Origin of the sequence: Streptomyces sp. NPDC005925, from assembly GCF_040638805.1 — a bacterium.
In the GTDB taxonomy this organism is placed as follows: Bacteria; Actinomycetota; Actinomycetes; order Streptomycetales; family Streptomycetaceae; genus Streptomyces.
Genome location: NZ_JBEXVL010000004.1, coordinates 184,146 through 206,991, shown reverse-complemented (window position 1 = coordinate 206,991; position 22,846 = coordinate 184,146). Strand labels below are relative to the sequence as shown.

Annotated in this window: 19 protein-coding genes; 8 read left to right on the top strand and 11 right to left on the bottom strand. The window is 73.0% G+C overall.

All coding sequences use genetic code 11. The features are described 5' to 3' along the window. Nucleotides 1-12 precede the first annotated feature (12 nt). From glpR to galU, 6 genes are all read right to left on the bottom strand, one after another. Nucleotides 13-1,323: a gephyrin-like molybdotransferase receptor GlpR gene (gene glpR / locus ABZ354_RS07810; protein ID WP_358654067.1), complete on the bottom strand. Its 1,311-nt coding sequence runs from the start codon at nt 1,321-1,323 to the stop codon at nt 13-15. Between the two features lie 190 nt (nt 1,324-1,513). After that, entirely contained in the window at nt 1,514-2,140 is a 627-nt protein-coding gene (locus tag ABZ354_RS07805; RefSeq protein WP_358654065.1) for a GNAT family protein, read from the bottom strand. A gap of 26 nt (nt 2,141-2,166) precedes the next feature. Beyond that, nucleotides 2,167-2,691, bottom strand: a complete 525-nt coding sequence (locus ABZ354_RS07800; RefSeq protein ID WP_358654063.1) for a MogA/MoaB family molybdenum cofactor biosynthesis protein — start codon at nt 2,689-2,691, stop codon at nt 2,167-2,169. Next, nucleotides 2,688-3,197, bottom strand: coding sequence for a cyclic pyranopterin monophosphate synthase MoaC (moaC, locus tag ABZ354_RS07795; RefSeq protein WP_358654061.1), 510 nt, complete (start codon nt 3,195-3,197; stop codon nt 2,688-2,690). The genes ABZ354_RS07800 and moaC overlap by 4 nt, the downstream gene beginning before the upstream one ends. Nucleotides 3,198-3,282: 85 nt before the next feature. Then, the gene (gene glp, locus ABZ354_RS07790; RefSeq protein WP_358654059.1) at nt 3,283-4,611 is read right to left on the bottom strand and encodes a gephyrin-like molybdotransferase Glp; all 1,329 of its coding nucleotides are present in this window, start codon (nt 4,609-4,611) and stop codon (nt 3,283-3,285) included. A 45-nt stretch (nt 4,612-4,656) separates the two neighbouring features. Beyond that, entirely contained in the window at nt 4,657-5,559 is a 903-nt protein-coding gene (gene galU / locus ABZ354_RS07785; RefSeq protein ID WP_358654057.1) for a UTP--glucose-1-phosphate uridylyltransferase GalU, read from the bottom strand. A gap of 94 nt (nt 5,560-5,653) precedes the next feature. Between galU and ABZ354_RS07780 the strand changes: the two genes are divergently transcribed. After that, a complete protein-coding gene (locus ABZ354_RS07780; protein ID WP_358654055.1) occupies nt 5,654-6,268 on the top strand; it encodes a 5-formyltetrahydrofolate cyclo-ligase in 615 nt (204 codons plus the stop codon). A gap of 95 nt (nt 6,269-6,363) precedes the next feature. Here the strand turns inward: ABZ354_RS07780 and ABZ354_RS07775 are convergent, their stop codons facing one another. Then, nucleotides 6,364-9,171 carry a penicillin acylase family protein gene (locus ABZ354_RS07775; protein WP_358654053.1) on the bottom strand — a complete coding sequence of 936 codons (2,808 nt, stop codon included), beginning with the start codon at nt 9,169-9,171 and terminating at the stop codon, nt 6,364-6,366. 302 nt (nt 9,172-9,473) lie between these two features. On the opposite strand from ABZ354_RS07775, the gene ABZ354_RS07770 reads away from it, so the two are divergent. The 5 genes from ABZ354_RS07770 to ABZ354_RS07750 all read left to right on the top strand — a co-directional run bounded on the left by ABZ354_RS07770 (nt 9,474) and on the right by ABZ354_RS07750 (nt 15,133). Beyond that, complete coding sequence (locus ABZ354_RS07770; RefSeq protein ID WP_358654345.1) at nt 9,474-10,982, top strand: potassium/proton antiporter; 1,509 nt, start codon at nt 9,474-9,476, stop codon at nt 10,980-10,982. Between the two features lie 311 nt (nt 10,983-11,293). Continuing rightward, entirely contained in the window at nt 11,294-12,580 is a 1,287-nt protein-coding gene (locus ABZ354_RS07765) for an MFS transporter (RefSeq protein WP_358654051.1), read from the top strand. Between the two features lie 67 nt (nt 12,581-12,647). Next, entirely contained in the window at nt 12,648-12,977 is a 330-nt protein-coding gene (locus ABZ354_RS07760; RefSeq protein ID WP_358654049.1) for an FmdB family zinc ribbon protein, read from the top strand. 385 nt (nt 12,978-13,362) lie between these two features. Continuing rightward, nucleotides 13,363-14,205 carry an S-methyl-5'-thioadenosine phosphorylase gene (locus ABZ354_RS07755; RefSeq protein ID WP_358654047.1) on the top strand — a complete coding sequence of 281 codons (843 nt, stop codon included), beginning with the start codon at nt 13,363-13,365 and terminating at the stop codon, nt 14,203-14,205. 418 nt (nt 14,206-14,623) lie between these two features. Next, on the top strand, nt 14,624-15,133 hold the full coding sequence (locus ABZ354_RS07750) for an RcpC/CpaB family pilus assembly protein (RefSeq protein WP_358654045.1): 510 nt from the start codon (nt 14,624-14,626) through the stop codon (nt 15,131-15,133). A gap of 83 nt (nt 15,134-15,216) precedes the next feature. Here ABZ354_RS07750 and ABZ354_RS07745 read toward each other — a convergent pair whose 3' ends face one another. Continuing rightward, nucleotides 15,217-15,399, bottom strand: a complete 183-nt coding sequence (locus ABZ354_RS07745; protein ID WP_358654043.1) for a hypothetical protein — start codon at nt 15,397-15,399, stop codon at nt 15,217-15,219. Nucleotides 15,400-15,772: 373 nt separating this feature from the next. Between ABZ354_RS07745 and ABZ354_RS07740 the strand changes: the two genes are divergently transcribed. After that, complete coding sequence (locus ABZ354_RS07740) at nt 15,773-16,801, top strand: P1 family peptidase (RefSeq protein ID WP_358654041.1); 1,029 nt, start codon at nt 15,773-15,775, stop codon at nt 16,799-16,801. A gap of 527 nt (nt 16,802-17,328) precedes the next feature. After that, nucleotides 17,329-18,075 (top strand): DUF6227 family protein, encoded by a 747-nt coding sequence (locus ABZ354_RS07735; protein ID WP_358654039.1) that lies wholly within the window; start codon nt 17,329-17,331, stop codon nt 18,073-18,075. A gap of 101 nt (nt 18,076-18,176) precedes the next feature. On the opposite strand, the gene ABZ354_RS07730 is transcribed toward ABZ354_RS07735, so the two are convergent. The 3 genes from ABZ354_RS07730 to ABZ354_RS07720 all read right to left on the bottom strand — a co-directional run bounded on the left by ABZ354_RS07730 (nt 18,177) and on the right by ABZ354_RS07720 (nt 22,759). Next, nucleotides 18,177-20,741, bottom strand: coding sequence for a fructose-specific PTS transporter subunit EIIC (locus ABZ354_RS07730; protein ID WP_358654037.1), 2,565 nt, complete (start codon nt 20,739-20,741; stop codon nt 18,177-18,179). 169 nt (nt 20,742-20,910) lie between these two features. Continuing rightward, nucleotides 20,911-21,858 carry a 1-phosphofructokinase gene (pfkB, locus tag ABZ354_RS07725; protein WP_358654035.1) on the bottom strand — a complete coding sequence of 316 codons (948 nt, stop codon included), beginning with the start codon at nt 21,856-21,858 and terminating at the stop codon, nt 20,911-20,913. 139 nt (nt 21,859-21,997) lie between these two features. After that, nucleotides 21,998-22,759: a DeoR/GlpR family DNA-binding transcription regulator gene (locus tag ABZ354_RS07720; RefSeq protein WP_358654033.1), complete on the bottom strand. Its 762-nt coding sequence runs from the start codon at nt 22,757-22,759 to the stop codon at nt 21,998-22,000. Nucleotides 22,760-22,846: the final 87 nt, after the last annotated feature.

Here is a 22,846-nt window from a genome sequence, read left to right as displayed (position 1 = left end):
ACCGTCCGAGGGCTACTCGTTGGCTGCGCGCGGCCGGCGGCCGCCGTCCTCGTACTGGTCGAACAGGGGCGTCCGGCCCCGCTCGCGTGCCCGGCGGGCGGAGGCGGCGCGGCGGGCGTCGCTGCGGTCGTGGCCGTCGCCGCGGTCCTCCGCGGGAGGGTCGGCGTCCGGGGCCGTGGTGCGGGCCGGGGGGTCCTGCGGGTCGGCGGCGGCGTCCGGTGCGGCGGGGTCGTCCTCGGGTTCCCGGGCGACGGTGCTGGAACGGGCCGAGCTCCACGCGTCCGGCCCCGTCAGGTCCACGTCGGCCGTGGCGCGCGGGGCGACCGGCGCGGTGACGTACGTCGGCAGGGGCACCGGCACCGGGTCCCAGCTCTCGCCCTGACCGGGCAGCGGCTGCCGCTCGCGCTGCTGGTCGACCCACTCGGCGTGGTCGGTCTGCTCGACGAGGGCACGCCGGTCGGCGGCCAGCGCCGACAGGCCCGGGTCGGGTGCCGCCTCCGGGGCGGGGCCCTCTTCCGGTTCGTCGGCCACGGACTCGGCGGCCGGGCGGCGCCGGGGCTGGCGGTGCCGCTCGCGCAGCCGCTGCGCGGCGGCCTCGGCGCGGCGGCGGTCCATCTGGTAGGTGAAGCGGCGGCGCTCCTGCGAGCGCAGGTAGGCGATGTAGCCGCTGAGCAGCAGGGCGGGCACGGCGGGCGCCCAGAGGAACGCGAGGCCACCGACGGCGGCGACGATCGCGCCCAGGGTGAAGGCGAGGAACAGCATGACCGTGGTGCGCCGGCGACGCGCGAGGACCTTGGAGCGCCGGGCGCGTGCGGCGGCGGCCTGTGCCTGCGCCGACGCTGCGCGTCGGTCGGCCGGGACGCGTCCGCGGGGCGGGGCGGTGGTGACCGGGTCGGGTGCCTGGGCAAACGCGCGTTCGTGCACCGGTCCGGGTGGCGGGGCGGACGCGTGTTCGCGCGCCGGTCCGGGGGTCCGTTCCCGCTTATCCCGGGCCGGTTCCGGCCGTTCGGGGGCGTGCGGGGGTACGGGCACCTGGGTCTGCGGGCGCGTCCTGGACACGGCGAAGGCCCGGACGTCCACCGAGTCGGTGACGGCGTCCGGGTCCACGACGTCGTACTCCACCTCCTCGGCGGAGCGCGCCTGCAGGTCCTTGGCGTACCGGCGCTCCATGGCCGCCCGTCCGGACAGCAGCCGGATGGCGGTACTGAAGCGTTCCGTCGGACGGGCCTCGTTCAGCTCGTCCTGCCTACGGAGCCACATGGGCACCAAGTAGGCGGCCCAGGCCCCGACGATGACTGCGTAGATGAGGCCGCTGCTGCTCACGCCTCACACGGTAGAGGGGTTTGCACGAGGGCATCCGCCAATTGCGCCGGTGTGTCGCACGATCTGGCTGATATTTCGAACATTTTTTGTGAGGCGTACGATCAGCCGACCTCACGAGACACGAATTTCCCGCCCCGAGCCGGTCGTCCGCCGATCACATCGATCCCAGCGGCCAATTTCGAACGTGTATTCACATACCGGGTCCCCGGGTGATTCCCGGGTTGTGCGGCTCGTTCCGCGAGCGTGTGCGGTGCCACCGTCTGAGCAGGCCTTCCGGTACCTCTTCGGTGGTGAGGGCGAAGACGAGATGGTCGCGCCAGGCCCCGTCGATGTGGAGATATCGCGGACGGAGGCCTTCTTCGCGGAATCCGAGTTTTTCGACGACCCGGCGGCTGGGCGCGTTCTCCGGGCGAATGCAGACCTCGACGCGGTGCAGGCCGACGGTGCGGAAACAGTGGTCCACGGCCAGTGCCACGGCGGTCGGCATCACCCCGCGGCCGGCCACCGCCCGGTCCACCCAGTAGCCGACGTGGCCCGAGCACATCGAGCCCCAGGTGATGCCGGCGACCGTCAGCTGCCCGGCCAGCCGCCCCCGGTACTCGATGACGAACGGCAGCATCCGGCCCGCGTTCGCCTCCGCGCGCAGGTGCCGGACCATCTGCCGGTAGGTCGGCCGGTGCGTGTACGGGCCGCCCGGCATGGGCGGCGGTACGGTCGCCTCCCACGGCCGCAGCCAGTCCCGGTTGCGCCGGTTGACCTCGCGCCAGGCCCGCTGGTCGCGCAGCTTTATCGGCCGCAGACGGATGTCGCCGTCCACCAGCTCGGCCGGCCAGGAGGGCCTGTTCAGCTCGCACCCCCCAAGGGCCTGGGGTGGTCGCCGCCGCGGATCTGGTCCACGGCGTGGATCAGCAGGGGCTCCAGGACGGCCAGACCGTCCTTCACGCCGCCGGTGGAGCCGGGCAGATTCACGATCAGCGTGGCGCCGGCCACTCCCGCCAGGCCCCGGGACAGCGCCGCCGTCGGCACCTTGTCCCGGCCGTACGCCCGGATCGCCTCCGCGATGCCCGGGACCTCGCGCTCGATCACCGCGCGCGTGGCCTCGGGGGTGCGGTCGGTGGGTGAGACACCGGTGCCGCCGGTGGTGACGATCGCGTCGTAGCCTGCCTCCACGCCCGCGCGCAGCGCGGCCTCCACGGGATCACCGTCCGGCACCACCCGCGGGCCGTCGACCGCGAGGCCGAAGCGCCCGAGGGCCTCGGCGATCAGCGGGCCGCCCTTGTCCTCGTAGACACCGGCGGCGGCCCGGTTGGACGCCGTGACGACCAGAGCCCGGTACGGGGCGCGGCCCGTCGGCGGGTCCTGTGTCATGACCGGCTCCAGGCGCCCGACGTGCCGCCCGTCTTCTCCTCCACCCGTACGTCCGTGATGACCGCTCCCTTGTCGACCGCCTTCACCATGTCGATCACGGTGAGCGCGGCGACCGAGACCGCGGTGAGCGCCTCCATCTCGACGCCCGTGCGGTCCGTGGTCCTCACCGTGGCCAGGATCTCCACGGCGTCGTCCGCGACCGACAGGTCCAGTTTCACACCGGACAGCGCGAGGGGGTGGCACAGCGGGATCAGGTCGGGGGTCCGTTTGGCGCCCATGATGCCCGCGATGCGCGCCGTGGCGAGCGCGTCGCCCTTGGGGACGCCCTCGCCGCGCAGCAGTTCCACCACGCGGGGCGAGACCAGGACGCGGCCGGAGGCGCGGGCGGTGCGCGCGGTGACGTCCTTGCCGGACACGTCGACCATACGGGCGGCGCCCGCCTCGTCGATGTGCGTCAGCCTGTCCCGCGGGGGCTGTTCCTGAGGGGGTCGGTCCTGCGTACTCATGCGTGCGGCGCTCCCGGTCCTCGGCCCCCGGCGGTGCGGCGCGCGGGCCTGTTGTGCGCGACACGGTACCGCCAAGGCGGGGCACTCAGCCGAGCAGGACCACCTCGACGTCGGCACCCGGCGACACCGACTCGACGCCCTCGGGGACGACGATCAGCGCGTCGGCCTGCGCGAGGGCCGCGACCAGGTGGGAACCCGCGCCGCCGACCGGGGTGACCGTGCCGTCGGCGTATCTGCCGCGCAGGAACTGGCGGCGGCCCTTCGGCGAGGTGAGCGCCTTGGCCGTGGCCAGCTTCGCGCGGGTGCGCGGCCGGTGGACGTCGGCGAGGCCCATGAGCCTGCGGATCGCGGGGCGGACGAACAGCTCGAACGACACGTACGACGACACCGGGTTGCCGGGGAGCGCCAGCAGCGGGGTGTGGTCGGGGCCGACGGTGCCGAAGCCCTGGGGTTTGCCGGGCTGCATGGCGAGTCTGCGGAACTCCACGCCGCCGCCGGGCTGGTCCTCCTCGTCGCCCAAGGACGACAGGGCCTCCTTGACGACGTCGTACGCGCCGACGCTGACGCCGCCCGTGGTGACCATCAGGTCGGCGCGCACCAACTGGTCCTCGACGGTGGACCGCAGGGTCTCGGCGTCGTCGGTGACGGCGCCCACGCGGTAAGCGATGGCGCCGGCGTCACGGGCGGCGGCGGTGAGGGTGAAGCTGTTGGAGTCGTAGATCTGGCCGCTGCGCAGCTTCTCGTCGGGCTGGACGAGCTCGCTGCCGGTGGACAGTACGACCACGCGCGGGCGCGGGCGCACCCGGACCGTGCCGCGGCCGATCGCCGCGAGCAGCCCGATCTGCGGCGGGCCGAGGACGGTGCCGGCGTCCAGGGCGCGGTCGCCCGCCTTGACGTCGCTGCCCCTGGCGCGCACGTGCGCGCGTGCCGCCGCCGGGCGGTACACGTGCACCTCGCCGGTGGCGCCCTCCGGGGCGAGGCTGCTCGCGCGCATGCCGGACACGCCGGGGCCCTCGCCGAGGCCGCCGTCGGTCCACTCGACGGGGACGACGGTCTCCGCGCCGGGCGGCAGCGGGGCGCCGGTCATGATGCGGGCGGCCTGGCCGGGGCCGACGCTCGGCAGGTCGGCGTGGCCCGCGGCGACGTCCCCGACCACCTCGAGGACGGCCGGGAACTCCTCGCTGGCGCCCGCGACATCGGCGACCCGGACCGCGTACCCGTCCATGGAGCTGTTGTCGAACGGCGGCAGGGAGAGCGGCACCGTGATGTCCTCGACGAGGACGCAGCCGAGGGCGTCGAGAAGGTGCAGCTCAAGGGGTTCGAGAGGGCGGACGGTGGCGAGGACGTCCTCCAGGTGCTCGTCCACGGACCAGAAGGGGTCCTCGACGGTGACACGGGGCGCGGCGCTGCTCAACGTGCTGCATCTCCTCTCACGGCGGCTGCGTCTACTCTCAGCGTGCTACATCTCCTCGGCCACGAAACCGCGGAGCCAGGTCCGGAACTCCGGTCCCAGATCCTCACGTTCGCACGCGAGTCTGACAATGGCACGGAGGTAGTCGCCGCGGTCGCCGGTGTCGTAGCGGCGGCCCTCGAAAACGACGCCGTGCACCGGGCCGCCGACCTTCTCGTCGACGGCGAGCTGCTGGAGGGCGTCGGTGAGCTGGATCTCGCCGCCGCGGCCGGGCTCGGTCTTGCGCAGTATGCCGAAGACGTGCGGGTCGAGGACGTAGCGGCCGATGACGGCGTAGCGGGAGGGGGCGTCGGCCGCGTCGGGCTTCTCGACCAGGCCGCTGACCTTGACGACGTCGCCGTCCTCGGTGGCCTCGACGGCGGCGCAGCCGTAGAGGTGGATCTGCTCGGGGGCGACCTCCATGAGGGCGACGACGCTGCCGCCGCGCTGCTCCTGGACCTCGACCATGCGTGCCAGCAGCGGGTCGCGGGGGTCGATCAGGTCGTCGCCGAGGAGGACCGCGAAGGGTTCGTCGCCGACGTGCGGGGCGGCGCACAGGACGGCGTGGCCCAGGCCCCTGGGGTCGCCCTGGCGGACATAGTGCATCGTGGCCAGGTCGCTGGACTCCTGGACCTTGGCGAGGCGGTCGGCGTCGCCCTTGCTGGCCAGGGCCGACTCGAGTTCGTAGTTGCGGTCGAAGTGGTCCTCCAGGGGGCGCTTGTTGCGGCCCGTCACCATGAGGACGTCGTCGAGACCCGCGGCGACCGCCTCCTCGACCACGTACTGGATCGCCGGCTTGTCCACGACCGGCAGCATCTCCTTGGGAGTGGCCTTGGTGGCCGGCAGGAACCGGGTGCCGAGGCCCGCTGCGGGGATGACAGCCTTGCTGATCCTGGGGTGCGACTGAGTCATGTCCGCCACCTTAACCGGTGACTTTGCGTGGAATCTGTAGGTCCGGTTATTTATCTCTCATATGAGCACAAAAGAGATGGTACGGGGGTTGTCCATGAGCCACGGCGGTCGCACGGCCGAGCCTGACAAGCGAACGTTGCGGCGCGAGTTCCTCACGGTGAGGAGCAGGTTGACGGCCGATGACGTGCGGGAATCGGCGGCGGCGCTGGCCGGGCGGGCGCTCGCGCTGCCCGAGTTGGCCGGGGCGGGCACCGTGGCGGCGTACGTCTCCGTGGGGAGCGAACCCGGCACGCTCGCGCTGCTGGACGCCCTGCGCGCGCGGGGCGTCCGCGTCCTGCTGCCGGTGCTGCTGCCCGACAACGACCTGGACTGGGGCGAGTACGCGACGCGGGCCGCCCTCGCGCGTGTGCGGCGCGGCGGGCGCATGACCCTCCGAGAGCCCGCCGGGGAGCGACTCGGCCCGGACGCGGTGACCGGCGCGGACGTCGTGCTGCTGCCGGGCCTGGCGGTCGACGCGCGCGGCATGCGGCTGGGGCGCGGCGGCGGCTCCTACGACCGGGTGCTCGCCCGGCTGGAGCACGCCCGGGCCGATCCGGCGCTGGTGGTGCTGCTGTACGACGGCGAGGTCGTCGAGCGGATCCCGGCGGAGCCGCACGACCGGCCGGTGCACGCGGTGGTGACGCCGTCGGGGGTGCGGCGCTTCGGCTGACGGCGGGATGGGGGGCCACGGCCGCCTCGCGCGTGAACGCGGAAACGGCCTCCGCGCGTGCGCGGAGGCCGTTTCCGTCAGGGCGGGGTCGACGCTTACGGCTTGAGCAGCAGCGTGTCGCTCGTGCCCGCCTCGACCGCCTTGTCGGAGAAGGACCAGGTCAGCAGGTCGCCCTTGACCCATTTGCCGGTCTGGTCGGTGTAGTGGGCGCTGTAGACGTGCCCGGAGGCGCCGGTGAGGTTGATCCAGCGCGACTTGTCGAGGTCGCCGAGGTTGACCACCATCCGCATCGACGGCACCCACACGACGCCGTAGCCGCCCGCGGCGTTCCAGCCCGTCGCGTTGACCGCCGCCTCGCCGCCGCTGAGCTTCCACGGGCCGCGGTTGAGGATGTACTGGACGAAGCCGGGGCCCTCGGTGCCCAGGGTCTGGTTCTTCAGGAACAGGCGGTGCAGCCGGCCCCAGCTCCAGGATTCGATGTCCTTGCCGAGCTTGGCGGTCAGCTCCCAGCGGGCGTCGACCATGGCGCGCTTGAACAGGTCGTCCCGGTTGTGGTCGGCGCCGTCACGGGTGCCGGAGTCGGGCGTCGTCCACCAGCGGCCCTTCGGCTTGTCCATCAGGGAGCGCACGACCTCGAACCAGCGGTCGCCGCCGTCCGGCTGGGCCTGCTCGGCGTCGCGCCGGCCGCACTCGCGGACCTTGTCGGCCTCCTCGGCGGGGCCGGTCGTGTTGACCGGTTCCACCCACAGGCACTGGCTCCTGACCCGCAGTTCCTTGGGCAGCTTGTTGCCGAAGGCGTGCTTGAGGACGTTGCGCCACACCGCGTTGAAGTAGGCGGCGGCAGCGGAGTCGGCGTCCTGGGTGTAGTCCCAGCCCTCCAGCAGCTTCTGCGCCTCGCGGACGTCCGGGTCGCCGACGTCGATCTTCAGCATCTGGGGCACCAGCAGCTTGGCGATCTCGCTGCTGTTGTCCATCTGCATCTGCCGCATGTCGTCGGTGGAGATCTTGCCGCCGTCCTTGGTCTTGGCCTGGATCAGGTCGGTGATCCGCTGGCTGCGGGTGCCGTAGCCCCAGTCCGTGGTCAGCGTGTGCGGGTAGTCCTTGCCGACGACGGCCTGGTTGGCGGTGACGATGTAGCCGCGCTTCGGGTCGTACTCGTAGGGCAGCTCGTCCTGCGCGACGTACCTGCCGGTCCAGCGGTAGTCGGCGTCCCAGCCGGGCGCCGGGATCGAGCCGTCGTGGCCGTCGGCGCGCACCGGGATGCGGCCCGGCAGGGTGTAGCCGATGTGGTTCGCGGTGTCGGCGTAGACGAGGTTCTGCGACGGCACGTCGAACAGGGTGGCGGCCTTGCGGAAGTCGCTCCAGCCGCGGGCCCGGTCCATCGCGAAGACGGCGTCCATGGTGGTGCCTGGGTCCAGCGCGGTCCAGCGCAGGGAGACGCCGTAGCCGTCGCCGCGGTCGGGCGCGGCGGTGTCGACGGTGGCCCGCTTGCCGACCCCGACGAGCTCGTTGTCGCGGTCGGAGAGCAGGGGCCCGTTGTTGGTCTCGCGGACGACGATCTTCTCGTGGCCGCCGCCGGCGACCTCGATGGTCTCCTCGCGCGTGGTGAAGGGGCGGATCTTGCCGTCGTAGAGGTAGCCCTCGCCGGTGATCTTCTCCAGGTAGAGGTCGGTGACGTCGACGCCGGAGTTGGTCATGCCCCAGGCGATGTCGCCGTTGTGACCGATTATCACGCCGGGCATGCCCGCGAAGGTGTAGCCGGCGACGTCGTACTGGCACGTGGCGGACACGCTGCGGCAGTGCAGGCCCATCTGGTACCAGACGGACGGCAGCGAGGCCGACAGGTGCGGGTCGTTGGCGAGCAGCGGCTTGCCGGTGATGGTGTGCGCGCCGGAGACGACCCAGGCGTTGGAGCCGATGCCGTTGCCGTTGACGCCGACGGCGGTCGGGAGGTCGTCCAGGATCTCGTACAGGCCGCCGAGCTGGCTCTCCAGGCCCGCCGCCGCGTCGGCGGAGGTGCCCGTCGCGGTGCCGCCCTGCGCGGTGCCCGTCGCGGTGGCGCCACCGGTCGCGGTGCCGCCCGCCTGCGTGCCCGTGCCCGTGCCCGTGCCGCCTCCCTGCCGGAAGGTCCGGGTCAGCTCGTCGTACTGGCCCTCCTGCACGATCGCCTTGTTACGGCTGTACGGGTACCGCGGGTACAGGTCGGCGATCTGCTTCGGGTCGAGGCGGCTGGTCATCAGGGCGCGGTCGATCTCGTCCTGCATGTTGCCGCGCAGGTCCCAGGCCATCGCCTTCAGCCAGGCGAGCGAGTCGACCGGGGTCCACTTCTGCGGCGTGTAGTCGTGGGTGAAGGCGAGCGCCGCGTACTCCAGGGAGATGTCCTTGCCGTCCTTGCCGGCCAGGTACGCGTTGACTCCGGCGGCATACGCCCGGAGGTACTTCTTGGTGGCGGCCGACAGCTTGGTGTCGTACTCCCGCTGCGCGACGCGGTGCCAGCCCAGGGTGCGCAGGAACTCGTCGATCCTGACCTGGTCCTTGCCGAACATCTCGGACAGGCGGCCCGCCGTCATGTGGCGGCGTACGTCCATCTCGTAGAACCGGTCCTGCGCCTGGACGTACCCCTGCGCCATGAACAGGTCGGCGTCGGAGGAGGCGTAGATCTGCGGGATGCCGTGGTCGTCGCGTTTGACGTCCACGGGGCCCGACAGGCCGTCCAGGGTGGCCGAGCCCTTGGTCTGCGGGAAGGAGGCGCGGACCGTGCTGATGGACCAGTACGCGCCGTAGGCGACGCCGCCCACGATCGCCAGCACCAGAACGAGCACGAACAGGCGGGCTCTGCGCCCCTTCTTCCTGCCGGACTTGCCGGGCTGCTGACCCGTGGAGGCGGTGGTGTTCGGGGGCATCGCTGTCCTTGCTGTCCTAACGCGAGCGGCAGGTCGGGCTGTGCTTTTAACTGAACGCTGGAGCAACGATAGGCGCAGGGCCCACCGGCCCTTGACGCGGAGTCGGCAACGGGTGCGGACGAACGTTCGCCTTTGTCGCCCAAGAGCGTCAAGAAAACGTCAAGAGTTAGGTAAGGTAACGAAGTAGTTGGGCCGCGGTCCGCCGCGGTTCCGTGTGCGTCGTACGTGTTCACGCGTGCGTCCACGCCGCCAGATGTACGTGCTCACGCGCTCTCGCGCGGAGCCAGGGGAAGGAACGGCCGCTGACTGTCCACGACCTCAACCAGCTCCTGCTCGTCTGCTCGCTCGTGCTGCTCGTCGCCGTGGCGGCGGTCCGTGTCTCCTCGCGCAGCGGGCTCCCCAGCCTGCTCATCTACCTGGCGATCGGCATCGCCATGGGCAAGGACGGCATCGCCGACGTCCACTTCGCCAACGCCGAACAGGTCACCCAGGTCATCGGGTACGCGGCCCTGGTCGTGATCCTGGCGGAGGGCGGACTCGGCACGAAGTGGTCCGAGATCAAGCCGGTGCTGCCCGCGGCCTCCGCGCTGGCACTGGTGGGCGTCGCCGTGAGCGTCGGGGTCACGGCGGCGGGCGCGCACTACCTGGTCGGTCTCGAATGGCGGCAGGCGCTCATCATCGGGGCGGTGGTGTCCTCCACGGACGCCGCGGCCGTCTTCTCCGTGCTGCGCAAAGTGCCTCTCCCCGCGCGGGTGCGGGGCACGCTGGAGGCCGAGTCGGGCTTCAACGACGCTCCCGTGGTCATCCTGGTCGTCGCCTTCTCCAGGCCCGGCCCCGTGGAGCACTGGTACCTACTGATCGGCGAGATCCTCCTGGAGCTGGCCATCGGCGCGGCGATCGGCCTCGCGGTCGGCTGGCTCGGCGCCTGGGGGCTGCGGCACGTGGCCCTTCCCGCCTCCGGCCTCTACCCGATCGCCGTCCTCTCCATCGCCGTCGGGGCGTACGCGGCGGGCGCCACCGTGCACGGCAGCGGCTTCCTGGCCGTCTACCTCGCCGCGATAGTCATGGGCAACGCGAACCTGGCGCACTGGCCCGCCACCCGCGGCTTCGCCGAAGGGCTCGGCTGGATCGCGCAGATCGGCATGTTCGTCCTGCTCGGCCTGCTCGTCAGCCCACGGGAACTGGGCGACGACATCCTGCCCGCCATCGTCATCGGCCTGGTGCTGACCATGATCGCGCGGCCACTCAGCATCGTCCTCGGACTCCTGCCGTTCCGGGTGCCCTGGCAGCAGCAGGCGCTGCTGTCCTGGGCGGGCCTGCGCGGCGCCGTACCCATCATTCTGGCGACCATCCCCATGGTCGAGGGCGTCGAGGGCAGCCGCCGGATCTTCAACCTCGTGTTCGTGCTGGTCGTCGTCTACACCCTGGTCCAGGGTCCGACGCTGCCGTGGCTGGCCCGCAAACTGCGCCTGGGCGAGGACGCGGACACCGCCGCCGACCTCGGCATCGAGTCGGCGCCGCTGGAGCGGCTGCGCGGACATCTGCTGTCGTTCTCGATCCCGCGGGATTCACGCATGCACGGCGTCGAGGTGGCCGAGCTGCGGCTGCCGCCCGGCGCCGCCGTCACCCTCGTGGTGCGCGACGGTGAATCGTTCGTGCCGCTGCCGGCGACCGTGCTGGAGCGCGGCGACGAACTGCTGGTGGTCGCCACCGACGCCGTGCGGGACACCGCCGAGCGCCGCCTGCGCGCGATCAGCCACGGCGGCAAGCTGGCCGGCTGGCTCGGCACGAACGGCGCCGCGCGCCGCTGAAACCCCCGGCACGGCCACGGCCACGGCCACCGTTACGGCCACCGTCGTCCGCCGCCGCCCCGCATCACCGCAGGCGGGGCCCCTGATCGTGGCCGTTCTCACAGCGGCCGCACCGACCGGTACCTGTACGATGAAAGCGTCACCCAAGATCGACCAACTCTGCCTGACGCAGAGCTGGCGCGACCGTATGGCGGCCGGTACGCCCCCTGAAGCGGGCCCTGGTATCCACCGCAGTTCCGCGCAGAAGGACAGCTCTCGGCGCCGCCCCGCCCGACGGGGCCGCGCTACCAGGCGGCAGAAAGGCACGGGCCGTGGCAACCACGGTCACCTCGTCGGACCATTCCGCGTCCGCCTCCCGCCCGGGATACCTCCCGCTGCTGCGCACCCGCGGCGCCTGGACGTTCCTGCTCCCCGGCTTCGCCGCACGCCAGCCGTTCGCGATGCTCACCATCTCCATCGTGCTGCTCCTGCGGCACACCACCGGCTCGTACGGCGTGGCCGGCGGTGCCGCGGCCGTCACCGGCGTCGCCATGGCACTGTTCGCACCCCTCACCGGCCGCCTCGCCGACCGCCACGGACAGCGCGCCGTACTGCTCCCCGGCGTCCTCCTGCACGCCCTGTCGGTCCTGGCGCTCACCGCTCTCGCCCTCGCGGACGCGCCCCTGTGGGCGCTGTTCGCGGCGGCCGTCCCGACCGGCGCCTCCGTGCCGCAGGTCGGCCCCATGGTCCGCGCCCGGTGGGGCGTCACCCTGAAGGACTCCCCCCTGATGACGACGGCGGCGGCCTTCGAGTCCGTGACGGACGAGCTGACCTTCGTCGTCGGACCGCTGCTGGCCACCGCCCTGTGCACGGCCGTCCACCCCGCGGCCGGTCTGGTCACCGAGGCCGCGCTGAGCCTCGTCGGCGGTCTGCTGTTCGCCGCCCAGAGGACCACCCAGCCGTCGGTCGCCGCCCGCGGGCAGGCACCCGTGCGGCACGGCTCCGCACTGCGGGTGCCCGGCGTGCGCGTGCTGATCGTGACGTTCCTCGGCATCGGGTCCGTGTTCGGCGGCATGCAGGTCTCGCTGGCCGCGTTCAGCGAATCGATCGGCGAGCCCGGCCTGACCGGCGTCCTGTACGGCGTCTTCGCCGCGGGCAACATGCTCTCCGGCATCGCCTGCGGTGCCATCGCCTGGAAGACCGCCCCGCACCGGCGCCTCGTCCTCGGTTACACCGCGCTCGCGCTGGCCGCGTCCGGGCTGTGGACCGCCCACTCGGTGCCGCTCCTCGCCGGGCTCGGCCTGCTGGTCGGCATGTGCGTCGCACCCGCCCTGATCACGGGCTACACCCTGGTCGAAGGCCTCGTCCCGGCCGGGGCGCGCACGGAGGCGTTCACCTGGCTCACGGGCGCCGTGGCACTCGGGCAGGCGGCGGCCGTCACGCTCGCCGGACAACTCGAGGACCACTACGGGAACGGTGCCGGTTTCCTCGTGCCGGCGGCCGGCACCCTGCTCGCCCTGTGCACCCTGCTGGCGCTGCGCGCCCACTTGGTGGCACGCTCCCCCGGGCGCACGGTCGCACGTGGCGTGGGTCACCGCGTACCGGTGGCAGTGGACTGAGCGGCCGGAATACGTCACTATGGAGCGTCGTTAGCACTCATCGAGTGAGAGTGCCAGGAGGAAGACAGTGCCGACCTACCAGTACCAGTGCACCGAGTGCGGCGAGGGCCTCGAGGCGGTGCAGAAGTTCACCGACGACGCCCTGACCGAGTGCCCGAACTGCCAGGGCCGCCTGAAGAAGGTGTTCTCGGCGGTCGGCATCGTCTTCAAGGGTTCCGGTTTCTACCGCAACGACAGCCGCGGCTCCTCGTCGAGCAGCACGCCGGCGTCGTCGTCGTCGAAGCCGGCGTCCTCATCGTCGTCGTCCTCCTCGTCCTCCTCGGGGTCGGGCTCCTCGGGGTCGGGCTCCTCGTCGTCGGGCTCCGGCAGCTCGACGAGCAGCAGCACCGCCGCGTAGGCGGGCGCGCAGGCGCTTCGCGCGGACGCGGAATCTTCTACGGGACCCTGTCGCCATGGGGCGGTGGGGTCCTCGGCGTTCCCGGCCTTCGCGGCCTTCGCGGCCTTCGCGGCATCGCGGCATCGCGGCATCGCGGCATCGCGGCATCGCGGAGCGTCTTCCGAAGGTGTTCCTGTGAGGACGTTTCCGAAGGCCTTCCTGGGGCACTTCCGAGGACGTTCATAGGGGCGTTCCCGACGGTGTTCTCAAGGGCGTTTCCGAGAGCGCTTCCGTAGACGTTCCCGAGGGCGTTCCCAAGGGCATTCCCAAGGCTGCTTCCGAGGGCGTTCCCGAGGGCCGGGTATGGCCAGGCGCAGGAGGGGCGCGGCGCGGCTAGGGTCGGGGCATGGTGAACAAGGCGAACGCCGAGATCGGCGTGATCGGCGGCTCCGGTTTCTACTCGTTCCTCGACGACGTGACCGAGCTTCAGGTCGACACCCCCTACGGGCGGCCCAGCGACTCCCTCTTCCTCGGAGACGTCGCCGGCCGGCGGGTCGCCTTCCTCCCCCGGCACGGCCGCGGCCACCATCTTCCGCCGCACCGCATCAATTACCGGGCCAACCTGTGGGCGTTGCGGTCGGTCGGCGTACGGCAGGTGCTCGGCCCATGCGCGGTGGGCGGGCTGCGTCCCGAGTACGGGCCCGGCACACTGCTCGTGCCGGACCAGCTGGTCGACCGCACGAAGTCCCGGGCCAACTCATACTTCGACGGGCTGCCGCTGCCCGACGGCACGGTGCCCAACGTGGTGCACGTGTCCCTGGCCGACCCCTACTGCCCCACCGGACGCACGGCCGCCATGAAGGCGGCGCGTGGCCGGGACTGGGAGGCGGTGGACGGCGGGACCCTCGTCGTGGTCGAGGGGCCGCGCTTCTCGACTCGCGCGGAATCGCTGTGGCACCAGGCGCAGGGCTGGTCCGTGGTGGGCATGACCGGACATCCGGAGGCCGCGCTCGCCCGTGAGCTGGAGCTCTGCTACACCTCGCTGACCCTGGTCACCGACCTCGACGCGGGCGCCGAAACCGGCGAGGGCGTCTCGCACGACGAGGTGCTGCGGGTGTTCGCCGCGAACGTGGACCGGCTGCGGGGCGTGCTCTTCGACGCGGTGGCGGCGCTGCCGACGGCGGACGAACGGGACTGCCTGTGCAGGTCGGCGCTGGGCGGGATGGAACCGGGCTTCGCGCTGCCGTAGGGGGACTTCGTGGGGCGGCTCCGAGGGGCGGCTCCCGAAGGCGGCGGCCGGGGCGGGGGGACGGTCGGGGCGGTCGACGGTGGGTCGGGTGGACGGTCGGGGAGGTCGACGGTCGGGAAGGGTGGAGCGGCTCGTTCGGGTGAGCGAGTTGTCCACAACCCGTGGGTAACGCACGGGCTCCGGCGGGCGGCTGCGCGGGGCCCCATGGTGGACCCGATAGCCGAACGCCTCGTCGCTGGTGGTGGTCCCCGTGTCCTTCGTCCCGTCCCCGTCCCCGTCTCAGCAGCCGCAACCCGGCCCCTCCCGGTACTCGTCCCCGTCTCAGCAGCCGCAGCTCGGCCCTTCCCGGTACTCGTCCCCGTCGCCGGCCGCCGTCCCTCCGTACGCGCCGGGTGCCGAGGCCCCGCCCACCCGGGAGGTGCCGCTCTTCGCTCCGGTGCGGGTGCGAGGCGACCGCTTCGGGCCGAGCCGACTCGTACGGCACCGGCGGCGGGCGGTGGCGGCCGGTCTCGCCGTCACGGCGGCCGCTCTGGTGGCAGCGGGTCCCGGGGGCATCGAGCGGGCCCGCGGCCGCCCCGGCGATCCGGTGCCGCCTCCTCGCGCGACCGCGCCGCCTGCGGATCGTCCGGTACGTACGCGCCGCACGGCCGGTTTCATGACGGCACCGGTGCGGATCGCCGACGCGGCGACGGTACGGCTGCTGCGGCCGGGCGACCGGGTCGACGTCATCGCTACCGGGGACGACGCGACGGACGGCGGCGCCGCACGGGTGATCGCACGCGGGGCGCGCGTGACGAAGGTGCCGCGGGCCCTGGCCGACGACCCGGCCGGGAGCGGGGCGCTGGTCGTGCTGTCGGTGCCGCCCTCCACAGCGGCACGCCTCGCGGGAGCGAGCGCCACGGCCCGACTGGCGGTGACCCTGTGGTGAGCGGCGCGCCGCGAACAGCGAGGGCCGGACCCTGACCCTCACGGGTCAGTACAGCTGGACGCCCTCTACGGGTGCCGCGCGCTCTACAGGTGGTGGGGCGGCTTCTCGTCGAGGAAGCGCTTGAGGTCGGCCGCGCCGTCGCGGTCCCGGTCGCTCCGCTCGCCCCAACCGCGGTCGGTGTCGTCCGACGACTGCTGGTCCAGCGGGTCGTCGAAGATCAGCGCGGGCTTCGGCACGCGCGGCTCGGGACCGGGGAGGGTACTCATGCCTCCAGAGTACGGCTCCGCCCCGGCGCCCCGGCGGGGCGGCAGCGGCGACTCCCGCGGGACACATCCGGCCCTCTTGTCTGTGCTGGACCCATACCTCTGGGGTCGGCCGACCGGGCGGTGCTCGCGACGGCATCGTGGCGGCGCCGGCGGTGGCGCTGGCGGTGGCGGTGGCGGTGGCGGTGGCGGTGGCGGTGGCGGTGGCGGCCGGGACGACGTCGACGGCCCTGACGGTGGCCCGGGAGACCGCGACGCCCGTCACAGCGAGTCGAGAGGCATCTGACGTGGCGACCACCGGTTGGACGAGAAGCCGTAATGGCGGGCGGGCGCAGTCTGCCCCTCCCCTGTCGGCGGCTCGACGAGACTGGGGATCATGACACTTGACGCATTGACGGATGTGGCCGGGGTGCGGGTCGGGCACGCGGCGCGCGCAGGGGACGGCTGGCTCACCGGCACGACAGTCGTGCTGGCCCCGGAGGGCGGGGCGGTCGCCGCGGTGGACGTGCGCGGCGGCGGCCCCGGCACCAAGGAGACCGACGCTCTGGACCCGCGCAACCTGGTGCAGAAGGTCGAGGCGATCGTGCTCACCGGCGGCAGCGCCTACGGGCTGGACGCGGCGTCCGGCGTGATGGCCTGGCTCGAGGAGCGCGGGCGGGGGGTGTGGGTCGGGCCCGGCCCGGCCCACGTGGTGCCCGTGGTGCCGGCGGCCTGCGTCTTCGACCTGGGCCGGGGCGGCGAATTCCGGGCCCGGCCGGACGCCGCCATGGGGCGGGCCGCGGTCGAGTCGGCCGCGGCGAGCGCGCCGGGCGCGGCCGTGCCGGAGGGATGCGTGGGCGCGGGCACGGGTGCGGTGGTCGGGCAGATGAAGGGAGGAATCGGCACCGCGAGCACGGTCCTCGACTCGGGGATCACGGTGGCGGCACTGGTGGTGGCCAACGCGGCGGGGTCGGTGACCGACCCGGAGACGGGGGTGCTGTACGGGGAGTTGTTCCAGGGCCGGGCGACGTATCCGGAGGGTCCGGTCCACGAAGCGGCGAACCGGCGCCTGGCGGACGTCGCGGCCGACAACGGCCCTCCCCCGCTGAACACCACGCTGGCCGTGGTAGGCACGGACGCGGACCTGTCCAAGGCGCAGGCGCAGAAACTGGCGGGCACGGCGCACGACGGCATCGCCCGCGCGGTGCGCCCGGTGCACCTGCTCCACGACGGGGACACCGTGTTCACGCTGGCGACCGGGCGACATCCGCTCGACGCCGGCGACCTGCTCGCCCTGAACGCGATTCTCGCGGCGGGCGCGGACATGGTGACCCGGGCGATCGTGAACGCCGTACGGGCGGCCGAGTCGGTGGCGACACCGGGCGGGACGTGGCCGTCGTACGGAGAGCTCTACGGCGCGCGGTGACCGGCAGGACGCGACCGGGGGGCGGCGACCCACGACGGTGACCAGCGGCCGTGACCACCAGACCGTGAACCAGGGGGCGGTGACCGGCGGGCAGTGCCCCGCCGCGACGCCCGCGCGCGCCGGTGACCGACGGCCGTGACCAGTCGAGGTGAGCAGTCGGGGGTGAGCAGTCGGAGGTGAGCAGTCGGGGGTGACCGGCGGGCAGTGAAACAGGGGGGAGTGACCCGGGCGCGCCGGTGACCTGGGCCGTAACCCGAAGGTCGTGACCAGTGGCGGTGACCGGCGGGGCGGTGGCCCGCGCGCGGCGAGCGGCGCGTCGGGCGTGGGCGCCGTCCGGGAACACCACGGATGAGTGCCAAACCCCTTGGCACCAGTGTTTTTTGACGGTATGCCGGACGTCGCGGGAACATCTCGCGCGTGTGAAGCGTTTTTCGAGCGTACGTTTTCTCAGTTACTGGACATGATGTCCGGTCGAGGGGCTACGGTATGCACCCACAGGGTGACATGTAGCAACGCCGGGAGAAACCTTGAGCGTTCCGTACGAGACAGCAGCGTACGAACCACCCGAGTCGCCGGAGTCTCCGGAGGAGCACCTCGCGCGACTCCTGGGACGTGCTTTGAACTCCTTCGAGCTGCCCGACGAACTGCTGTGGCAGCTCGACTGCGCGCTGGCCCACGACAGCTCGTTGCACTCCGCGCACCACAGCGCGGGCCTGCACCGGGAGACATACCGGCACACCTGGCTGCTCGTGGACGGTTCGGTGCTCACGCTCTGGGAGCTCGTCCACAACACGGTGCCGGGCGGTGAGGCGCAGCACGAGATCTACACGGACGACGAGGAGCTGCGGTCCGCCACCGCGCGGCTGCCGCTCCCGCCCGACAGCCCCGACTTCGAGCTGCCGGTGCTGGTGCAGATCGCTCCGCTGTCGGCGCCCCGCCACGCGTATGTCTCGGACGGTTCCGCGGACCACGCCCGCCGGCTGCTGCGGCGCGCGGAGAACACGGACCGGCCGGGCGGGGACACGGCCGAGTTATTGACGACGGCGTTGGCTCACCAGATCTCGCAGGCCTTCGGGCGCCCCCGCCGGGCGGCGCGCGCCGGGCTGTGCTTCGCGCTGTACGAGCACGCGTTCCTGCTGCGCGACGGCATGGAGATCTCGCTCTGGGAGGTCGAGCACACGGCGACGCCGGACGGCCGGCACATGTGCGAGGTGTACGTCTCCGAGGACGCTGCGCGGGACGCCATGGAGCAGCGCGCTGCGCAGGTCTCCTGATCCTCCGGCCCCGCGCTTGACCCCTGTTCTCCGTTCCCCGCTCTCGTCCCTGCCTTCCGTTTCCCGGCGCCGGTCCCGGTTCCCCCTTCCTCGCCCCTCCCTTACGCCACCGACTGTTCGTTCCGAGCCGTCGGAGAGGACGCCGTACCCTCACCGGTGCCCAGGGCCGGACCGCCCGGACGCGGTGGCCTGCAAAGGCCCTTGAGCAGGACGACCAGCGCGGTGCTGACGCAGACTCCGGCCGCGACGGCGATCAGGTACGGGAACGGGTTGCCGATCAGCGGGACGACGAAGATGCCGCCGTGCGGGGCGCGCAGCGTCGCGTCGAAGGCCATCGACAGCGCGCCGGTGACCGCGCCGCCCGCCATGGACGCGGGGATGACGCGCAGCGGGTCGGCCGCGGCGAAGGGGATGGCGCCCTCGGAGATGAAGGAGGCTCCGAGGACCCAGGCGGCCTTGCCGTTCTCCCGCTCGGTCCGGTCGAAGAGCCTGCCGCGTACGGTCGTCGCCAGGGCCATGGCCAGCGGCGGGACCATGCCGGCCGCCATCACCGCGGCCATGATCTGCATCGCGGAGTCGCTCGGGTCGGCGACGGCGATGCCGGCGGTGGCGAAGGTGTAGGCGACCTTGTTGACCGGGCCGCCGAGGTCGAAGCACATCATCAGGCCGAGCAGGGCGCCGAGCAGGAGGGCGTTGGTGCCGGTGAGGCCGTTCAGCCCGTCGGTCATGCCCTTCTGGGCGGAGGCGATGGGCTTGCCGATGACGACGAACATCAGGAAACCGACGATCGCCGAGGAGATCAGCGGGATCACCACCACGGGCATGATGCCGCGCAGCGCCACCGGTATCCGCACCCTCTGCATGCCCATCACCACGGCACCGGCGAGCAGACCGGCCACGAGGCCTCCCAGGAAGCCCGCGTTGATCGTGAAGGAGATCGAGCCGCCGACGAAGCCGGGGACCAGTCCCGGGCGGTCCGCCATGCCGTAGGCGACGTAGCCGGCGAGTACGGGGACGAGGAAGGCGAAGGCGACGCCGCCGATCTGGAACAGCAGCGCGCCCCAGCTGTCGGCCTGCGACCACACGAAGTGTTCCGTCACCGACGGCGCCTTGTTGATCTCGTAACCGCCGATCGCGAAACCGAGGGCGATCAGGAGGCCGCCCGCCGCGACGAACGGGACCATGTGACTGACGCCGGACATCAGCCAGTTGCGCAGCGTGGAGCCGTAGCCGTCGCCCGCGCCGCCGCCGCGTCCGGCCGGCGTGGGCGCTCTGCCGGGGGTTCCCGGGATACCGGGGGTGCCGGGGGTGCCGGGGATGCCGGGGGTGGTCTCGCCGCGTGCGGCCCTGTCCCGTACGTCGGCGATCAGCTCGGCGGGGCGGTTGATCCCGGCCTTCACGCCGACGTCGACGGTCGGTTTCCCGGCGAAGCGGTGCTTCTCCCGTACGGGGAGGTCGTGGGCGAGGATCACGCCGTCCGCCGCCGCGATCACGGCCGGGTCGAGCCGGGTGAAACCGGCCGAGCCCTGCGTCTCGACGACGATCTCGACGCCGGCCTCGCGGCCCGCGTTCTCCAGGGACTCGGCCGCCATGTAGGTGTGGGCGATGCCGGTGGGGCAGGAGGTCACGGCGACGATGCGGAACGGGCGGTCGCCGGTAGCCGACGCGGCGCCCGGAGCGGGGGCGGCGGTGGTGGGGGCGGCGCCCGGGGCGGTGGCGGAGGCGGTGGGGGTGCCTGTGGCAGGGGTGTCCGTGGCAGGGATGTCCGTGACGGCACCGGCGGAGGCCGCCACCGGTGACGTCACGGAGTCTGCGGGTGCGTCGGCGGACGAGGCGGCGGATCCCACCGGGCCCGCGACCGACTCCACCGGCACCGCGAATGACTTCCCCGGGCACGCGACCGGCCCACCCGGGCCAACGACCGACTCCCCCGGACCAGCGGCCGGCCCAACCGTGTCCGTGACCGACTCCCCCAGGCACGCGACCGGCCCACCCGGGCCAACGACCGGCTCTCCCGGACCAGCGGCCGGCCCAACCGTGTCCGCGACCGACTCCCCCAGGCGCGCGACCGGCCCACCCGGGCCAACGACCGGCCCACCCGGGCCAACGACCGACTCCCCCGGACCAGCGGCCGGCCGAACCGGGCCAGTGGCCGGCCCCGGCGGGCCCGCCGCGTCGCGGGGTTGTCCGGTCGGCCCGGTGGAGCCTGTCGCCGTCTCCTGTTGCTCGTCGCCGCGGATCAGCCGCGCGGCGTCGGCCGCGTCCCGCACCGACCGCAGGGACGCCGTGAACTCGGCGTTCATCAGTTGCCGGGCCAGTGACGACAGGATCGTCAGATGGGCGTCGTCGGCACCCGCGGGTGCGGCGATCAGGAAGATCAGGTCGGCGGGTCCGTCCGCCGCCCCGAAGTCGATCCCGGCGGCGCTGCGCCCGAAGGCGAGCGTCGGCTCGGTCACATGCGTGCTGCGGCAGTGCGGGATGCCGATGCCGCCGTCGAGCCCGGTCGGCATCTGCGCCTCGCGGGCGGCGACGTCGGCGAGAAAGCCGTCGAGGTCGGTCACCCGGCCCTGGGCCGCCATGCGTGCGGCGAGCGCGCGGGCCGCGGCTTCCTTGGTGTCGGCGGACAGGTCGAGGTCGACCAGTCGCGCGGTGATCATGTCGCTCATCGCGGGCTCCTTCACTCGCGTATCGCCCGGCGAGAACCGTGGGCGGTGGGGGGGGGAGGAGAAGAGAAGGGCGGGACTGTCGGGTGCGCGGGGGCGCGTGGAGGTGCGCGGGTTCGAGGGATGCGGGGGTACGCCGGAGGGCTGGAGGTCCGGGTGACCGGGCGGGGGGTCATGGCACCGGCTCCTTCAGCGCGCGGTTCACCGGTACGTCTCTCGTGACCGTCACCGCCGCCGGGTCGAGGTCGGCCGGGGACGGCATCTCGCTGCCGGGCAGACCGACGGCCGCCGCGCCGTGGGCCACGGCCGACGCGAGCGCCTCGGGTCCGGTGCCGCCGCCGATCAGGAAACCGGCGAGGGAGGAGTCGCCCGCTCCGACGTTGCTGCGTACGGCGGTCACGCGGGCGTGCCCGAACCAGGCACCGGCGTCGTCCACGAGCAGTTGGCCGTCGACGCCGAGGCTGGCCAGCACGGTACGGGCGCCCCGTTCCCGGAGTTCCTCGGCGGCCCGCACGGCGTCGCCGACGGTCGACAGGGGGCGTCCGACGGCCAGGGCGAGTTCCCCGGCGTTGGGTTTCACCACGTCGGGCCGCTCGCGCAACGCCCGGAGCAGCGCGGGCCCGGAGGTGTCGAGGGCGATGCGGGCACCGGCGGTGTGGGCGCGGGCGACCAGCGCGGCGTACCAGGAGGGGGCGAGGCCGCGCGGGAGGCTGCCGCAGCAGGCGATCCAGGTGGCGTCTCGGGACTGTCGCCGCACGGTCTCCAGCAGCAGTTCCCGCTCGGCGGCGGACAGTTCGGGACCGGGCGCGTTGATCTTCGTGAGGACCCCGTCCGCCTCCGCGAGCGCGATGTTGGAGCGGGTGGCCCCGGCGATCGGCACGGGAGCGACCTCGATGCCCTGCGCGTCGAGCAGGCCGGCGACGAGCGCGCCGGGCGCACCGCCCAGGGGCAGCACCGCGACCGTGCGCCGGCCGGCGGCGGCGACGGCCCGCGAGACGTTGACGCCCTTGCCGCCCGGGTCCACGCGCTCGCCGGTGGCGCGGACGACCTCGCCGCGGTCGAGCGAGGGCACGTCGTAGGTGCGGTCGAGGGACGGGTTCGGGGTGACGGTGAGGATCATGGGCGTACCGGGGATCGCGTGCGCACTGAGGGTCTTGGGCCCTCTGCGGTTCTTTCGTCGCCCCTGGGGTTCCTGGGGTTCCTGGGCCCCCTGGGGTGCTGGGGCGTACCGCTGTCACGGTCACGTGGTGCGAACCGGGTCATGCGCGGACGACTTCCGTGCCGCCGCGCTCGATGGCGGCGGCGGCCTCGGCGCTCAGCCCGCTGTCCGTGATCAGCAGGTCCACGTCGCTCCAGCCGCCGAAGCGGGCGAAGTGCTCCTGGCCGTGCTTGGAGGAGTCGGCGAGCAGCACCACGCGGCGGGCCGCGGCCAGGGCCGCGCGTTTCACCGCGGCCTCGGCGAGGTCGGGGGTGGTCAGTCCGTGCTCGACGGAGAAGCCGTTCGCCGCGACGAAGAGGACGTCCGCGCGGATTTCCTCGTACGCGCGCAGCGCCCAGGCGTCGACGGCGGCGCGGGTGCGGTGCCGGACCCGGCCGCCCACCAGGTGGAGCTGGATGCCGGGGTGGTCGGCGAGGCGGGCCGCGATGGGCAGGCTGTGCGTGACGACGGTGAGCGCGGACTCCAGCGGGAGGGCCGCTGCCATGCGCGCCACCGTCGTGCCGGCGTCGAGGATCGTCGTACCGTCGGCGGGCAGTTCGGCGAGGGCGGCCCTGGCGATGCGGCTCTTCTCGTCGGCCGCGGTGGACTCGCGCTCGGCGAGATCCGGCTCGAAGTCGAGGCGTCCGGCGGGGATGGCGCCGCCGTGCACCCGGCGTACGAGCCCCGCGCGGTCGAGGGCCTTCAGATCACGGCGGATGGTCTCCGCCGTCACCTGGAACTCCTCGGCCAGCGACAGTACGTCCACCCGGCCGCCGTCCCGGGCGAGCCGGAGGATCTCCTGCTGCCGCTCCGGTGCGTACATGTCCGTTCGCCTCCGGGGTGGTGCCCGAATCTGTGGTTTCAGGGGGAGGCTAGGCCTCGTCTTCCGGAAAGTAAACAGGTTCGGACT

Bases quoted from the DNA above. Each gene is read 5' to 3' on its own strand.
- ABZ354_RS07740 (WP_358654041.1), top strand. From the start codon at position 15,773: ATGACACTTGACGCATTGACGGATGTGGCCGGGGTGCGGGTCGGGCAC.
- ABZ354_RS07800 (WP_358654063.1), bottom strand. From the start codon at position 2,691: ATGACACAGGACCCGCCGACGGGCCGCGCCCCGTACCGGGCTCTGGTC.
- galU (WP_358654057.1), bottom strand. From the start codon at position 5,559: ATGACTCAGTCGCACCCCAGGATCAGCAAGGCTGTCATCCCCGCAGCG.
- moaC (WP_358654061.1), bottom strand. From the start codon at position 3,197: ATGAGTACGCAGGACCGACCCCCTCAGGAACAGCCCCCGCGGGACAGG.
- ABZ354_RS07720 (WP_358654033.1), bottom strand. From the start codon at position 22,759: ATGTACGCACCGGAGCGGCAGCAGGAGATCCTCCGGCTCGCCCGGGAC.
- ABZ354_RS07730 (WP_358654037.1), bottom strand. From the start codon at position 20,741: ATGAGCGACATGATCACCGCGCGACTGGTCGACCTCGACCTGTCCGCC.
- ABZ354_RS07745 (WP_358654043.1), bottom strand. From the start codon at position 15,399: ATGAGTACCCTCCCCGGTCCCGAGCCGCGCGTGCCGAAGCCCGCGCTG.
- ABZ354_RS07780 (WP_358654055.1), top strand. From the start codon at position 5,654: ATGAGCCACGGCGGTCGCACGGCCGAGCCTGACAAGCGAACGTTGCGG.
- pfkB (WP_358654035.1), bottom strand. From the start codon at position 21,858: ATGATCCTCACCGTCACCCCGAACCCGTCCCTCGACCGCACCTACGAC.
- ABZ354_RS07755 (WP_358654047.1), top strand. From the start codon at position 13,363: ATGGTGAACAAGGCGAACGCCGAGATCGGCGTGATCGGCGGCTCCGGT.
- ABZ354_RS07775 (WP_358654053.1), bottom strand. From the start codon at position 9,171: ATGCCCCCGAACACCACCGCCTCCACGGGTCAGCAGCCCGGCAAGTCC.